Source organism: Ferruginibacter lapsinanis (genome assembly GCF_020783315.1).
Lineage (GTDB): Bacteria > Bacteroidota > Bacteroidia > Chitinophagales > Chitinophagaceae > Ferruginibacter > Ferruginibacter lapsinanis.
Genome location: NZ_CP086063.1, coordinates 3,266,469 through 3,280,017, shown reverse-complemented (window position 1 = coordinate 3,280,017; position 13,549 = coordinate 3,266,469). Strand labels below are relative to the sequence as shown.

19 protein-coding genes are annotated in these 13,549 nt (G+C 36.5%); 13 read left to right on the top strand and 6 right to left on the bottom strand.

Translation table 11 applies throughout. The features are described from left to right. The first annotated feature begins 22 nt into the window (after positions 1–22). The 12 genes from LK994_RS13665 (at position 23) to LK994_RS13610 (ending at position 9,336) form a co-directional block, all read left to right on the top strand. Complete coding sequence (locus tag LK994_RS13665) at positions 23–2,302, top strand: DUF5723 family protein (RefSeq protein WP_229760655.1); 2,280 nt, start codon at positions 23–25, stop codon at positions 2,300–2,302. A 125-nt stretch (positions 2,303–2,427) separates the two neighbouring features. Then, on the top strand, positions 2,428–2,832 hold the full coding sequence (locus LK994_RS13660) for a hypothetical protein (RefSeq protein ID WP_229760654.1): 405 nt from the start codon (positions 2,428–2,430) through the stop codon (positions 2,830–2,832). 197 nt (positions 2,833–3,029) lie between these two features. Next, positions 3,030–3,248, top strand: a complete 219-nt coding sequence (gene infA / locus LK994_RS13655; RefSeq protein WP_229760653.1) for a translation initiation factor IF-1 — start codon at positions 3,030–3,032, stop codon at positions 3,246–3,248. Positions 3,249–3,259: 11 nt separating this feature from the next. Beyond that, positions 3,260–3,376: a 50S ribosomal protein L36 gene (gene rpmJ, locus LK994_RS13650; protein WP_229760652.1), complete on the top strand. Its 117-nt coding sequence runs from the start codon at positions 3,260–3,262 to the stop codon at positions 3,374–3,376. An 86-nt stretch (positions 3,377–3,462) separates the two neighbouring features. Continuing rightward, positions 3,463–3,843, top strand: a complete 381-nt coding sequence (gene rpsM, locus LK994_RS13645; protein ID WP_229760651.1) for a 30S ribosomal protein S13 — start codon at positions 3,463–3,465, stop codon at positions 3,841–3,843. Positions 3,844–4,024: 181 nt separating this feature from the next. Continuing rightward, entirely contained in the window at positions 4,025–4,426 is a 402-nt protein-coding gene (gene rpsK / locus LK994_RS13640; protein ID WP_229760650.1) for a 30S ribosomal protein S11, read from the top strand. A gap of 132 nt (positions 4,427–4,558) precedes the next feature. Next, positions 4,559–5,164: a 30S ribosomal protein S4 gene (gene rpsD, locus LK994_RS13635; protein ID WP_229760649.1), complete on the top strand. Its 606-nt coding sequence runs from the start codon at positions 4,559–4,561 to the stop codon at positions 5,162–5,164. Between the two features lie 93 nt (positions 5,165–5,257). Further along, positions 5,258–6,253 (top strand): DNA-directed RNA polymerase subunit alpha, encoded by a 996-nt coding sequence (locus tag LK994_RS13630; RefSeq protein WP_229760648.1) that lies wholly within the window; start codon positions 5,258–5,260, stop codon positions 6,251–6,253. A gap of 133 nt (positions 6,254–6,386) precedes the next feature. Next, positions 6,387–6,923, top strand: coding sequence for a 50S ribosomal protein L17 (gene rplQ, locus LK994_RS13625; RefSeq protein WP_229760647.1), 537 nt, complete (start codon positions 6,387–6,389; stop codon positions 6,921–6,923). Between the two features lie 258 nt (positions 6,924–7,181). Next, the gene (gene carA, locus LK994_RS13620; RefSeq protein WP_229760646.1) at positions 7,182–8,288 is read left to right on the top strand and encodes a glutamine-hydrolyzing carbamoyl-phosphate synthase small subunit; all 1,107 of its coding nucleotides are present in this window, start codon (positions 7,182–7,184) and stop codon (positions 8,286–8,288) included. A gap of 97 nt (positions 8,289–8,385) precedes the next feature. After that, entirely contained in the window at positions 8,386–8,805 is a 420-nt protein-coding gene (gene aroQ, locus LK994_RS13615; protein ID WP_229760645.1) for a type II 3-dehydroquinate dehydratase, read from the top strand. 51 nt (positions 8,806–8,856) lie between these two features. Further along, the gene (locus LK994_RS13610; RefSeq protein WP_229760644.1) at positions 8,857–9,336 is read left to right on the top strand and encodes a hypothetical protein; all 480 of its coding nucleotides are present in this window, start codon (positions 8,857–8,859) and stop codon (positions 9,334–9,336) included. A 58-nt stretch (positions 9,337–9,394) separates the two neighbouring features. Here LK994_RS13610 and LK994_RS13605 read toward each other — a convergent pair whose 3' ends face one another. The 3 genes from LK994_RS13605 to LK994_RS13595 form a co-directional block, all read right to left on the bottom strand. Continuing rightward, complete coding sequence (locus tag LK994_RS13605) at positions 9,395–9,724, bottom strand: hypothetical protein (RefSeq protein WP_229760643.1); 330 nt, start codon at positions 9,722–9,724, stop codon at positions 9,395–9,397. 542 nt (positions 9,725–10,266) lie between these two features. Next, positions 10,267–10,986, bottom strand: coding sequence for an OmpA family protein (locus LK994_RS13600; RefSeq protein ID WP_229760642.1), 720 nt, complete (start codon positions 10,984–10,986; stop codon positions 10,267–10,269). A gap of 13 nt (positions 10,987–10,999) precedes the next feature. Beyond that, positions 11,000–11,482, bottom strand: a complete 483-nt coding sequence (locus LK994_RS13595; RefSeq protein ID WP_229760641.1) for a DUF5004 domain-containing protein — start codon at positions 11,480–11,482, stop codon at positions 11,000–11,002. A 250-nt stretch (positions 11,483–11,732) separates the two neighbouring features. Here LK994_RS13595 and LK994_RS13590 point away from each other — a divergent pair, with 250 nt between their 5' ends. After that, complete coding sequence (locus LK994_RS13590) at positions 11,733–12,314, top strand: PhnA domain-containing protein (protein ID WP_229760640.1); 582 nt, start codon at positions 11,733–11,735, stop codon at positions 12,312–12,314. 8 nt (positions 12,315–12,322) lie between these two features. Here LK994_RS13590 and LK994_RS13585 read toward each other — a convergent pair whose 3' ends face one another. From LK994_RS13585 to LK994_RS13575, 3 genes are read right to left on the bottom strand one after another with little or no spacing between them, the layout of a single operon-like run. After that, positions 12,323–12,739 (bottom strand): VOC family protein, encoded by a 417-nt coding sequence (locus LK994_RS13585; RefSeq protein ID WP_229760639.1) that lies wholly within the window; start codon positions 12,737–12,739, stop codon positions 12,323–12,325. Then, positions 12,736–13,107, bottom strand: a complete 372-nt coding sequence (locus tag LK994_RS13580) for an iron chaperone (RefSeq protein WP_229760638.1) — start codon at positions 13,105–13,107, stop codon at positions 12,736–12,738. The genes LK994_RS13585 and LK994_RS13580 overlap by 4 nt, the downstream gene beginning before the upstream one ends. An 11-nt stretch (positions 13,108–13,118) precedes the next feature. Next, on the bottom strand, positions 13,119–13,541 hold the full coding sequence (locus tag LK994_RS13575; RefSeq protein WP_229760637.1) for a VOC family protein: 423 nt from the start codon (positions 13,539–13,541) through the stop codon (positions 13,119–13,121). Positions 13,542–13,549: the final 8 nt, after the last annotated feature.

Below are 13,549 nucleotides of genomic sequence, written 5' to 3'. Positions count from 1 at the left end.
AAAACTAAACAACCTAACAGTTATGAGAAAAATTCTTCTTTTTATCGCTTTGATTACCCTACACGTAATCAGTTTTGCACAAAGTTTTCCGGGATATATTTCCGGGAATTATATTGGAGTAAACAGCGTCTTTTCTAATCCGGCCAACATTGCAGATAGCCGCTATCGATGGGATGTCAACCTTGTTTCCGTTCATGCAGGACTCGGTAATAACAATGCATCTTTTAAGATCGATAATATCGGGGATGCGTTTGGCAAAAATATTGATAGCGTTCTGTTTGGCAGCAGTGCTAAAAAAACAAATGCAATGGCCAATATTGATGTTTTTGGTCCATCATTTATGTTTAATGCCGGTCCTAAAACTTCAGTTGCAATTACTACCCGTGTTCGCACTTTAGCTAATATTAAAGACATAGACGGACAGTTAATAAAAAGTATAGATGATAATCTTGAGGGCTCTTTGCCTTTAACATTAAGTAGTGATGCCAATCAAAAGATTGTAGTAAATGGCTGGGCAGATTTTGGTCTCACATTAGCACATGTGCTATATAGCGATAAGCATCATTTCCTGAAAGGAGGGATCACCGGTAAATACCTGGCAGGGGTAGCTAATACTTATGCAAACATTGCAAATTTTAAAGGTACAGCCGATGAAGATCTTCTTGGAGATACTTATATCAGAGATGCTTCGGGTGCTGTAGCAATTGGTATCAGTGGAGTGGATATTGATAATTTTGAAGCAAATGACCTGACTAAATTTAAAAGCTCAGGATTTGGTGCAGACCTTGGATTTGTGTATGAATATCGTCCTTATGGAGATGCTGCTACAGCAAAATATCCAAACAAGTATAAGTACAAAGTAGCTGTATCATTGATGGATATGGGGTCTATTAAATATACGCCTGATGCCAATAAAACAGGCGCCTATTCTGTTTCTATCAGCGGAGGACAAAAATGGTATCCTTCAGATCTGGATGGGAAATCTATAGAAGAGATTAAAACTTATTTAGACGGCAGTCCATATTTTACTAATCTTGGAACCGCTGCGTCAAGTTATAAAGCATCGTTGCCAACTAACTTACAGGCAAGTGTAGACTATAATATTCATAAAAATTTATTTGTTGGATTGTCTACACAATTAAACGTTGCAAAAAAGGATAATAAATACGCCTCTTATTACAACAATTCTGTAACACTTACACCAAGATATGAAGGCAGGAAATTTGGATTGTACATTCCGTTGAATTATAATGAGCTTACTAATTTCAATGCAGGGTTGTCTCTTCGTATCGGACCATTGTTCTTTGGTTCGGGAAGTATTTTAACTGCATTGATGGATAAATCAAAACAAGCGGATGTTCATTTCGGTATTCGTTTCGGAGGGCTAAAGAAAAAAAATCTGACTGCTGTTAAAACCACTGTAGTTGAACAAACAGTATATAAAACAAAAAAGCATAAAGCCAAAAATGATAACAATGCATCAAATTCAAATGATGTAAAAGCGCCTTTGGCTAAAGAAGAAAAAGCCGCGGTGATAGCAGTTGTTGATACAGACGGTGACGGCATCAACGATGATGTGGATAGTTGCAAAACTGTTATGGGGGTAATAAAATATAATGGTTGCCCTGTTCCTGATACAGATGGCGACGGAGTAAATGATGATATGGATAGTTGTAAAACCATTGCCGGGCTGGCGAGATACAATGGTTGTACAATTCCTGATACAGATGGTGATGGAGTAAATGATGAAGAAGATCAGTGTAAAACCGTGGCCGGAGTAGCAAAATACAAAGGATGTCCTATTCCGGATACTGATGGAGATGGCGTGAATGATGAGGAAGATAAATGTCCGGGTCTGGTTGGAGATAGAGATAATTTCGGTTGTCCTCAACTTAAAAAAGGAGCTAAGAAACCTGCCGCAGCGGCAAGCGAACCAGCTGTTAAAAAGGACCTGATCAAAAAGGTAAATATTGCTGCTAAAGGGTTACAGTTTGCTACAGGTAAATCGGTGATCCTCAAAAAATCTTATGCTGCATTAAATAATGTAGTGAAAGTCTTAAAAGCTGATCCTTCTTTACAACTTTCAATCGAAGGGCATACGGACAGCGTAGGTAATGCTGATAAAAATATGCAGCTGTCAATTGACAGAGCTAATGCGGCAAAAGCCTATTTTGTTAAAAAAGGAATTGACGAAAGTCGTATCACTGCAGAAGGGTTTGGTGCTGAAAAACCAATAGCCTCAAATAAAACTGCTGCCGGCAGATTAAAGAATCGCAGGGTGGTATTTACTTTAACCAAATAACAGTCTAAACAATAAATAAAAAATGGCCGCTTTTACCAGCGGCCATTTTTTATAAAAAGCCGGTAAGTTTAATTGGATATACCAAAAAATACATTAAATTGGAGGTAACATTAAAACGATTTGCCATGATTAAATTTCAAGACATTAGAGTAGGTGATTTCTTAATTGCCGATAACGACGGAGACAAGCTTCCCGGGGAAGTTACTAATCTGAATCATGATGAAAAGCAGGTCTGTGTAGACACAGGAGTGCAGGAGTTTTGGTTCGAATTGGATCAATTGAGCCCGATACCCCTGAATGAAGAGCAGTTAATGAATTTAAAGTTTACCAAACAGGAAAATGAAGACGGCTCTGTTAAATATATGAAAGGAGCATTCAGGATACTATTACCTATAAAAAGTGATTTTTCTAAAATGGAGATATGGTACAGGGATGAGAGAAGGATCATTGGTAATTGGATAAGTGTACATCAATTACAGAACCATTTCTACGAAATGACCAAGGTTCACCTCAACGAAGAGGCATTTTAAAAAAGACGTTGTTACGGCCGGAATACTTAATTCCGGCATTTTTATCTTCGTTCCGCAAGCTATTTTATCCCCAAAATATGGGGATAAGCCGCCCATTAGCCCCCTTTTACTAAAAAAATGTCACATTTATAGGTATTTGTAGGCATTTTTTTGTAATAATTAAATTATTACCCTTACCTTTGCACTCCAAAATTTATATGGCTAAACAGGCACTTATTAAACAAGACGGTACGATTTTAGAAGCATTAAGCAATGCTATGTTTAAAGTTAAGCTTGAAAACGGGCATGAAATATTGGCAACTATCTCCGGAAAAATGCGGATGCATTACATCAGGATCTTACCGGGAGACAAAGTGGGGGTTGAAATGAGCCCATATGATTTAACAAGAGGTAGAATTATTTTCAGATATAAATAAAACAAAGCAAAATGAAAGTTAGAGCTTCCATTAAAAAAAGAAGTGTTGATTGTAAAATTGTACGTAGAAAAGGCGTACTATTTGTGATCAATAAAAAGAATCCTCGTTTTAAACAAAGACAAGGGTAAGAACAATTTGCAATAGACAATTAGCAAATTGTGTATTGTTCATTGCCAATTCTAATAAAAAGAAAACAATAAATTAAAAGAAAATTATGGCTCGTATTGCCGGTATAGATTTACCAAAAAACAAAAGAGGCGAAATAGGACTTACCTATATATATGGTATTGGTCGTAGCACTGCTCAGTACATTTTAGGAAAAGCTAACATTAGCGTTGACAAAAAAGTGAACGAGTGGAATGATGACGAACAAACTGCTATTCGTAACATCATCAACAATGAGTTTAAAACTGAAGGTGCTTTACGTAGTGAAGTACAAATGAGTATTAAACGTTTGTTGGATATCGCTTGTTACCGTGGTTTACGTCATCGTAAAGGGTTACCGCTTCGTGGACAACGTACTCGTACTAACAGTCGTACTCGTAAGGGTAAACGTAAGACAGTTGCCGGTAAAAAGAAAGTAGCTAAGAAATAAGTAAGAGTTACGAATGTTGAATAACGATCAATTCGTCATTCAACATTCGGTATTCTAAATTTTAATAAGGCTTATTATTTTGAACCAACGCCAGATCGCTTTATAAGCCAGCGGGAGGGTTAGTTCAGCTCTGATGAAAATCGGAGTGTATTTTTTAAGATTACCTAAGTTTAAATTAATTATGGCAAAAGCACAGAACAGCGCAAAAGCAGCTGCAAAAAAAAGAGTAGTTAAAGTAGATAGCTACGGAGATGCACACATCGTTGCAAGTTTCAACAACATCATTATCAGTTTAACCAACAAACAAGGTCAGGTAATTTCTTGGTCTAGTGCAGGTAAAATGGGTTTCAAAGGAAGTAAAAAGAATACTCCTTATGCAGCTCAAATGGCTGCTGCTGATGCTGCAAAAGTAGCTTCAGATGCTGGATTAAAAAGAGTAGATGTATTTGTAAAAGGTCCAGGTAGCGGTCGTGAAGGTGCTATCCGTTCTTTGTCTCAAAATGGCATCGAAGTAAATATGATCAAGGATGTAACTCCATTACCACATAATGGTTGTCGTCCTCCAAAGAAAAGAAGAGTATAATCAAATAAGCAATGTGCAATAAGCAACTGGCAATTTGTCTATTGTTTATTGCCAATTTTTAATAACAGGGTGTATCATTAAATTTTAGATTTTTACGATGATGCACTGTAACTAAAAAATCAATTAACAATTATGGCACGTTACACAGGCCCCAAAACAAAGATCTCCAGAATTTTCGGAGAGCCTATCACAGGCAATGGTAAATGGTTGACTAAAAACAGCAACCCTCCCGGAATGCACGGTGCAAACCGTAAACGTAAAACTTTAGGCGAATACGCTTTACAGTTACGTGAAAAACAAAAAGCAAAATACACTTATGGTTTGTTGGAAAAACAATTCCGTAAAACTTTTGATGAGGCTGCTCGTCGTAAAGGTGTTACCGGTGAAAATTTGATCAAATTATTAGAAGCTCGTTTAGATAATACTGTTTACCGTTTAGGTATCGCAGTTAGTCGTCAGGCTGCTCGTCAATTAGTAAGTCATAAGCACATTACCGTTAATGGTGAAGTGGTGAATGTTCCTTCTTATTCTTTAAAACCAGGTGATGTTATCGGGTTGAAAAATAAGAGTGCTGTGAATGCTTCTATTACTGGAAATGTTCGTCCTAAGAATGTAAAATTCAACTGGATCGATTTCAATGAAACCGAAGTTAAAGGTACATTCATTGCATATCCTGAAAGAGAAAGTGTTCCGGAAAATATCAAGGAACAATTGATCGTGGAATTGTACAGCAAGTAAGAAATTAAAAGTCAAAACCCAAAAAACAGGTTTTGACTTTTACCTTTTGACTTTACTAAATGCTTCATTTTAAAAACAATAATAAACATTCATATGGGTATTTTAAATTTTGTTAAACCCGATAAAATTGTTCTTCAAAAAGCTAATGATTTTGAAGCTCAGTTTGAATTTCGTCCGCTTGAGCCAGGATATGGTGTAACCATAGGTAACGCACTTCGTAGAGTATTGCTTAACTCTTTAGAAGGGTATGCAATTATTGGTATCAACATCGTTGGTGCTGATCACGAGTTTGCTACCATCAAAGGTATCACTGAAGATGTAACAGAAATTATATTGAACCTTAAACAAGTTCGTTTCAAAAAGAAAATTGAAGGAGAGATCGGTACTGAAAAAATTACCCTTTCTATCAAAAATAAAACTGAATTCACGGCAGGTATGATCGGCGAAGCATCTCCTTCTTTTGAAGTGATGAATCCTGAATTAGGTATCTGTGTTATGGATAACAGCGCTAAGTTGGACATCGAGATCACTATCGGAAAAGGTAGAGGTTATGTGCCTGCTGAAGAACACAAAGAAAAAAGTTCTCATTTCGGATATATTCCGGTTGATGCTATTTACACACCGATCAAAAACGTAAAATACACCATCGAAAACACTCGTGTGGAACAACGTACGGATTTTGAAAAATTGATCATGGAAGTTATTACCGATGGTACTATTCATCCTGAAGAAGCGGTAAAACAAGCCAGCCGTATCTTAATTCAACATTTGATGATCATCACTGATGAAAACATCACTTTTGATACTAAAGAAGATAAGAAAGAAGACTTAGTGGACGAACAAACTTTACAATTACGTAAAGTATTGAAAACTCCATTAGAAGATCTTGATCTTTCTGTACGTGCATTTAACTGTTTAAAAGCAGCTAAGATCAATTCATTAAGTGAGTTGGTACAATACGAACAAGAAGACCTGATGAAATTCAGAAACTTCGGTCAAAAATCTTTAAGCGAAATCGAACAAGTACTAAACGAAAGAGGTTTAGGATTTGGAATGGATCTGAGCAAATTGAAAATAGACGACGAATAATTAATTAGTTGATATGCCGATGTGCTGAAGTGCTGATTAATTAGCACATTAACACATCAGCACATCAGCACATCAATAACCAGTACTCTGCAAATCCTGACACGGTGCAGAGGAAATTTAAAACAAAAAAGTCATGCGTCACGGAAACAAAAACAACAATTTAAGCAGAACAGCTTCTCACAGAAAAGCCTTGCTTATGAATTTAGGTTGTCAGTTGATCACTCACAAGAGAATCACTACAACTTTGGCTAAAGCTAAATCTTTACGTGTTTACATCGAGCCATTGATCACCAGAACTAAAGCTACCGATAGTAAAGAAACGATCATGCACAATCATCGTGTTGTGTTTAGTTACTTAAACGATAAAGCTGCTGTTAAAGAATTATTTACAGTAGTTGCTCCAAAAGTTGCTAGTCGTCCGGGTGGTTACACACGTATCATCAAATTAGGTAAAAGAATTGGTGATAATGCTGAAGTTGCAATGATCGAATTAGTTGACTTCAATGAGATCTACGGTAAAACTGCTGTTACAGCTGCTGAACCTGCTAAGAAAACAAGACGTAGTGGTGGAGCTAAAAAGAAAGCTGATACTACTGCTGTTGAAGAAGCAGTTGAAGTAAAAGCTGAAGAAGCTACCGGAACTGATTCTGAAGAAAAAACAGAAGCGTAATTTGAAGAAATTATAATCATATAAAAACTCCGGTATTAGTATCGGAGTTTTTTTTATGTCTAGATCAAAATTTTTTGAATTAAAGAATTCTCAGAATTGCACTTTTGTGATGAAAATGCATTCACTATTTGAAAGTTATTGCTAATTAATTACTCTAATTCTGCAAATTTTATAATTCCGAAAATTCTGAGCCGAATGTGAAAAAAATATTTATCTATTAACCAATTTGAATTCTTTTCTTTGCATAACCTTTAAACAATGACTCCAACAAACGTATCTCAACAAGCAATTTTAGTATTACAGGACGGAACAGTTTTTTACGGAAAATCCTTTGGGAAAGTAGGAACTACTACCGGCGAAATATGTTTCAATACAGGTATGACCGGTTATCAGGAAGTATTTACCGATCCTAGTTATTATGGCCAGGTATTGATCATGAACAATGTTCATATCGGCAACTATGGTGTAAAAGACGTAGATGTAGAAAGTGATAGTGTAAAAGTGAAAGGTGTGATTGGAAGAAACCTGGAAGAACAATACAGCCGTTTTATGGCTGATAATTCTTTACAAAAATATTTCGAAGATCAACAGGTAGTTGCTATTGATGATGTTGATACCAGGGCTTTGGTAGCACATGTGCGTAGAGAAGGTGCAATGAATTGTATTATCTCATCTGATAACATGGATGTAGAAAAATTAAAAGCAGAATTGGCTAAGGTACCATCAATGGGTGGACTTGAATTGGCCTCAGTAGTATCTACTAAAGAATCATATTATTTAGGCAATCCGGATAGTAATATCAGAGTAGCGGTCTTGGATTTTGGAGTAAAGAAAAATATATTGAACTGCCTGGTTGAAAGAGGCGCTTACGTAAAAGTGCATAATGCAAAAACCAGTTTCGAAGAGCTGCAGGAGTTTAAGCCTAACGGATATTTCATCAGTAATGGTCCTGGAGATCCGGAACCAATGGATTATGCAGTAAAAACTGTAAAACAAATTTTAGCAGCAGAAAAACCTTTATTCGGTATTTGTTTAGGGCATCAACTGCTTGCATTGGCAAATGATATTCCTACATTTAAAATGCACCATGGCCACAGAGGATTGAATCACCCCGTAAAGAATCTCATAAACGGTAAAAGTGAGATCACTACGCAGAATCATGGGTTTGGTGTAAATCCAGATGCTGTAAGGGCCTCAAACGCTGTAGAGATCACTCATCTTAATCTCAACGATGATTCTATCGAAGGGATCAGAATCAAAGGAAAACCGGCCTTCTCTGTACAATATCACCCTGAAGCTACTCCGGGGCCACATGATAGTCGTTATTTGTTTGATGACTTTATTTCAATGATTAACGTAAATTAGTTTTCATTACACTGATTTCAACTAATTACAGGATCGTTTTATTTATCAGCGGTGTAAAAATTAGTGTAATTAGTGTAATTCTTTTAAATTCGTGGATATGAAGATAGCCATTATCAACGGACCCAATCTCAACTTATTAGGAACAAGAGAAACCAGTATTTATGGAGCTCAGACCTTCGATGCTTTTTTTGAATCATTAAAGCAGAAATTCCCTACGGTTGAATTCCATTATTTCCAGAGTAATATAGAAGGAGAGTTGGTAGATGAGATACAACGTGTTGGCTTTTCATATGACGGGCTCATTATTAATCCTGCGGCCTACACACATACGTCTGTAGCCATTGGGGATGCGATTGCTGCTATTAAAACTCCGGTGATAGAAGTGCATATCTCAAATATTTTCGGCAGAGAAGATTTTAGAAAATTATCTCACGTGTCAGCAAAAAGCATTGGTGTTATCAGCGGGCTAGGATTAAAAGGCTATGCGTTGGCGGTAGAGTATTTTCAACAAGATTAAATCATTGTTCCCAATACATCGGGATAAAGGCTTACTGATCAATTTCAGCTCATGAAACTACCTTTTGTATTTATCGGGCTTCTGTTTGTTTTGTGTTATTCCTGTACATCTACTACAGATGAACAAACAAAGGAAATTGACTCATTAAATAATTCCACAGACTCTATCAATATAGATAACTCTTCTCAGGCAATCTGGAAAATGGATTTTGATTCCGTTTTGAAGAAAGATACCATGATCAAATTAAGAGAAGTAAATAGTGATACATTAACTCCACAAAAACTCATCTCCATTCTAAATAATACCTGGCCCGATATTCATATTGATTTTATAAAAACAGCACATGATACTATTTTTATAAAGATACCTGATAGTAATGTGTTAACCCAACAGATGGGCACCAGCGGATCAAATAGTTATGTGTCTACTGCGATATATACACTAACAGAATTAAAAGGGATCAGGTATGTGAACTTCGACTTTATAGAAGGTGATCACGCCGTTCCGGGAACTTACGGACGTATATGGTAGTTAAGCAATTGCATCATTGCATTTACATTATTTCATGCCGATTACTAATACTAAATTGTTATATTCTGCTAGCCTGAACCAATATAGCAGTTTGGAGTGTGAGCGTTGCAAGCAGAATAACAAATTGCATGCTGTCTAAAACTTCATTAGGGAAAGTTACTGCACATAAAAATTGTACTATTCCCAACAAGTTGATCATGAAAAAAAATAAGAGATAAAATCTATGATTTTTTGAACTGCTTTTGAGACATTTCAATACCATTAATGAAAAGATGATACTCAGATTAGCATAGACCATATTCATCATTTTATAGTCGCTGATGATTATCCCTGCAAGGCTGTTTAGCGCAATTGTAGCTAGATGAATTATTACCAGATTAGCTTTCATAGTTTGTTTTTTACAAAATTAAAAACAGACAATGAAGCAAAAATAATTTACGTATTTACACTTATAGTTGGATGATGGTTATTGACTAAAAGAGCCTGCAATTTAGCTCGAGATCCTTCTGTATAATGGATTTGATGTCTCTGGTGACGGATAGTCCAGGTTATTGTTTAGCATTGTTTGATCAGTTTTTTTAGGGATATTAAGCATAGAGTAGTGGGTCAGTTTTAAAATATCATGTAATGTAGAATTACCAATGTTCAGTTTACAGTTTGAAAATCCCGAGCGTAGTCTCGGGAAGTACAAAAGTTTAATCAGGGAACCATCCCCAAAACGGGATGTAATCGTTTTGGGGCGGCTTTGGCGCCTGTCCCGATTATTTCGGGAGTTACTTTTTTTCCGCAAAAAAAGTAACAGAAGAACATTTACCTATAAAACAGTTCTTATTATAATTTTCAAACTGACCAACTACTGAACATAGCTTATACAAAAAAAACAGCATCTGTAAGATGCTGTTTCCATTGAGGGATATAAGTACCCAAGGTCTAATTTTTTTCGGCTTCAGCTTTTGCTTCGGCTTTCATTTTTTCGTTTGCAGTAATAACAAATTGTACACGTCTGTTCAAAGCCCTGTTTGCATCTGTATCGTTAGGTGCTATTGGTTGAGACTCTCCATACCATTTGATCGTTAATCTTGATGCAGGAACACCTACAGCTTTTAGATAATCGCCTACAGCATCTGCTCTTCTTTGAGAAAGACTTAAATTGTATGCATCAGTCCCTACATTATCTGTATGTCCTTCTATCAGAATATTTGTTTCCGGATATTCAGCAAATATTTTTTGCAGTTTATCCAATGCCAGTTTTGAATTAGCGCTGATAGCATATTTATTAGTTTCAAAATATACACCTGCTTTACTTCCATCAGGATTATTTTCATCAAAAGTTACGTTGATACCTTCTCCGATACGCTCAACTTTTGCTCCGGGTATTTCTGTTTTTATTTTTTCAGCCTGACGATCCATTTTGTTACCAATGATACCGCCGGCAACACCGCCAACAACACCACCAATCAATACGCCTAATGCAGTATTGTTTTTATTACCTACATTGTTACCAAGGATACCACCAATGATACCGCCTCCGATTGCACCTATGGCCACACCTTTATCCTGATTAGTAGCTTTCTTTGTTGTTTGGCAACTGCTTATCAGCAACATCATTGATGCAGCTGTTAATAGTATATTTCCGGTTCTGTTTTTCATTATTATTTAGTTGTTAGTTTTTTGTAAAATTGTAGATGATCGCAGCAGGTTTATTTTCAAAAGTTATAGTTGATTTCAGCTGCATGGTAGTTTTATCCAACTGCACAATGGTAAATCTATAACCATCACCATTGTCCATTTCTTTTAGTTTTTCATCCAGTCTTTTAAACTGAAAGAGTTTAGGTTCTCCCGGGGCTTCGTAAATGCTCCAACGGAAATTTCTTTTTACAGAAAAACAATTGTTGGTATTACTGGTAGTATAGGTTCCCAGGCTTCTTCTGTAATCAAACGTCCAGCTTGTACCTACAAAGCACTGAAAGTCTGCTTCATTGAACAGATCGATCTTTACTTTCCCGGTAATACCTTCAGTAACTACGGTTTGTAACTGCCAGTTGCCGTCTATTAAACTCTTATACGTACGGGCTTCTTTAGACGTTGCACAAGATGCCAACAGGCAAATGATAATAAAGCTTAAAAGGATGTGATGTTTTCTCATGATTGAAATAGTTTCAAATTAAATGCCAAATAAAAAAGTCTCAGTACTACTGATTACAGATTAAACACTATAGTTTTTCAGGGGCAACTGTGGAAGAAAATCTACAAATTGGGAAAGGCTTAATGGTAGGATTAATATGGCACGAAGATATAAGATATTTTGGAAATGGTACAATTCTTAAATAAAAACCTTGGTCATAAAAAATGAAATTCCATTTGATTACCTTTGCCCGAATTTTAAATTAAAAAATATGAAACTCGAAGATGTACTGCTAAACAGAAGCGAAAACAAATGCGAATTATGTAAATCAGAAAATTCACTTACTATATATGAAGTTCCGCCGTCATCAAACAAGAGTGAAGATGATTGTATCATAGTATGTGAAACATGCAAAGCGCAGATTGAAAAGAGAGCAGAGTTAAATAGCAGTCATTGGAATTGTTTAACAGAGAGTATGTGGAGTGAAGTACCGGGTGTGCAGGTTGTTTCATGGCGTATGTTGAACCGGTTAAGAAATGAAAGCTGGGCAGCAGATAATTTAGATATGATGTATTTGGATGATGAAAGGTTGGCCTGGGCAAAAGCTACCGGCGATCATGATAATGATGGCAGTGTAGATCTGCATAAAGATGCTAACGGAAATATTTTGCAGAACGGCGATACGGTGGTGTTGACAAAATCATTGGATGTAAAAGGCTCTACCTTAAATGCAAAAATGGGTACGGTGGTAAAAAACATTCGTGTTGTAGAAGATAATACAGAACAGATAGAAGGAAAAATTGAAGGACAACTGATTGTTATCCTCACAAAATATGTAAGGAAACAGAACTAACAAAACGGCTATTTTTTTAAAGGGTAATGCAGTAGCCATTGCACTCCATATTTATCCGTAAGATCTCCAAATAATGCCCCCCAGAAAGAAGTTTCCGGGGGGTGTGTTTTTTCTCCGCCTTTAGATAGTTTTTCGTACAATGAGCGTATCTCTTTTTCGCTGTTACAGTGTAGCAGCAGCGAAACTGTATTGCCTTTGATCAGGCCCTTATCTGCCACCATATCCGAAGCCATTATAGAAATTGCTCCTTTTGATAATACCGCATGAAGAATTGAATTTTTCATCTCTCTCGGCAGTTTATCTGCCATTGGCGATTTACCAATTGTTTGTAAGGAGAGTTCTCCGCCCAAACATTGCTGGTAAAATTTCATGGCTGCACGGCAATTGCCATTGAAAGTAAGGTATGGTGCAATTGAAGTGGTCACGGTTTCTTTTTTACTTGCTGTAAATTTTGCTGCACCTTATACTTTACGATCTTTGTGATCAGGCTGTAAGGCATTGGCTTATCTAATGGAAATTGTACAGAGCCTTTTCCTGTTTTGTAAGCAGATAATTCTTTTTTGAATTGACTATGTGCTGTAGGAGTGGCATACAAACCAATATGATTTTTGTAAGCTGCAAAATAAACCAGCACACCATGTAGTTTGTATGCCGGCATTTTATAGCTGATGAGTTCTTCTGCATTTGGAGCGGCTTTTTTTATGATGGCTCTCAGCTGCTGTAATTTTTCCTGTACATCTTCAGGAAAGCTAGAGATATACTCGTCAACATGTAAAGGAGTCAACTGCTTCATATCAAAATGTTTTATGCATTCACCAATGCATTAATATCCAGTTTTCTCATCTTAAATAATACTGCAGATACCTTTGCTGCTTTTTCAGGATCACTCATCAACTGACCGATGATCTTTGGCACGATCTGCCATGACACACCAAATTTATCTTTCAGCCATCCGCACATACTTTCTTCTCCGCCTTCGGTCAATTTATTCCAGTAATGGTCAATTTCTTCCTGTGTATCGCAGTTTACTACAAATGAGATTGCTTCATTAAACTTGAACATTGGTCCACCGTTCAATCCCATAAATTTTTTTCCGTCTAATTCGAAAGTTACCACCATCGGATTTTCGGCTGTTATTTTTGAATTGTTGAAAACGGTGCAGTAAAATTCTGCAGCTGCTTTGGCCTGTCCATCAAACCATAGGCAGGGATAAATATTATTTGACATGGGGATGT